Origin of the sequence: Pseudomonas floridensis, from assembly GCF_002087235.1 — a bacterium.
Taxonomy (GTDB): Bacteria; Pseudomonadota; Gammaproteobacteria; order Pseudomonadales; family Pseudomonadaceae; genus Aquipseudomonas; species Aquipseudomonas floridensis.
Window position 1 is genome coordinate 1 of record NZ_MUIO01000239.1, and the last position, 1,256, is coordinate 1,256.

2 protein-coding genes and 1 pseudogene are annotated in these 1,256 nt (G+C 57.5%); all 3 read left to right on the top strand.

Going from position 1 to position 1,256, the window contains the following annotated elements:
* A pseudogene (locus BZK31_RS28605) lies at positions 1 to 250 on the top strand (3-deoxy-7-phosphoheptulonate synthase); the annotation flags it as partial.
* A gap of 83 nt (positions 251 to 333) precedes the next feature.
* Positions 334 to 615 (top strand): peptidylprolyl isomerase, encoded by a 282-nt coding sequence (locus BZK31_RS28610; protein WP_002553340.1) that lies wholly within the window; start codon positions 334 to 336, stop codon positions 613 to 615.
* 164 nt (positions 616 to 779) lie between these two features.
* A partial coding sequence (locus tag BZK31_RS28615) for an ABC transporter substrate-binding protein (RefSeq protein WP_244182767.1) occupies positions 780 to 1,256 on the top strand: 477 nt, incomplete at its 3' end.

The window sequence follows — 1,256 nt, forward strand, 5'->3', positions numbered from 1 at the left end:
CGATTGCAGCCACGCCAACAGTGGCAAAGACCCCATGCGCCAACCGCAGGTGTTCGATGATGTGTTGCAACAGCGCCGCCAGGGCGATACGTCGCTGATCGGCATGATGATAGAGAGCCACCTGTTCGACGGCTGTCAGCCGCTCGGCGCAGCGCTGGAATACGGGGTGTCGGTGACCGACGGGTGCCTCGGCTGGACAGGCACCGAGCAGTTGCTGCGCCGCGCTGTTGATCGGTTGCGCTACAGATAAGCTTGACGCGAAGGAACTTTGGCAGGAAATACCGAACTGATTCCGGTAGGCTGTTTCTTTTTTTTCACAGGAGATTTTTCCCCATGGCTAAAGCCACTGCCCGCCACATCCTTGTTTCGAGCGAAGAGAAGTGCAACGAACTCAAGGCACAAATCGAAGGCGGCGCTGATTTCGCTGAAATCGCCAAGGCCAATTCCAGCTGCCCATCCAGCCGTCAGGGCGGCGACCTGGGCTCGTTCGGTCCTGGCCAGATGGTCAAGGAATTCGACACTGTCGTGTTCAGCGCTCCGGTCAACACTGTTCAGGGCCCGGTCAAGACCCAGTTCGGTTACCACCTGCTGGAAGTGACCAGCCGTCAGGACTGATCCTGTCAGTTGTACTGTGCAACGGCTCATCTTCGGATGGGCCGTTTTTGTATGCCGAACGGATTTCCTGATCCTGGTCGGCTTGGCGAATCGTCGATTTATCTGTAGAAGATAGCGCTGTTGTGCGACGCCGGGCGCTCCTACGGCCAATCGGGATTCGAGTAATGCGTTTTGTTTTTTCGTCACTGATCGCTGTCACGCTGGCCCTGGCCTCTTCCACCCTGTTCGCCGCACCGCAACATGCCCTGACCGTCTATGGTGAGGCACCGCGCTACCCCGCCGACTTTAAACACTTCGATTACGTGAACCCCGATGCTCCGAAAGGCGGCACTATGCGTCGCTCGGCCATTGAAATCGGTCAGTTCGATCACCTGATGCCGTTCACTGACAAAGGCATGGGCGTGTCGCAGATCAACGGGATGCTCTATTCGCCACTGGCAGTGCGCTCAATGGACGAGCCGTACACCGTCTATGGGTTGGTGGCTGAAAAGATGGAACGTGGCGACGATGGCCTGTCACTGCGTTTCTACCTCAACCCCAAGGCACGCTTCGCTGACGGGACGCCCATCACCGCCAATGACGTGAAGTACACCTACGAACTGCTGATGACTCAGGGCAGCATGCAATACCGCACTCAGTTC

Bases quoted from the DNA above. Each gene is read 5' to 3' on its own strand.
- BZK31_RS28610 (WP_002553340.1), top strand. From the start codon at position 334: ATGGCTAAAGCCACTGCCCGCCACATCCTTGTTTCGAGCGAAGAGAAG.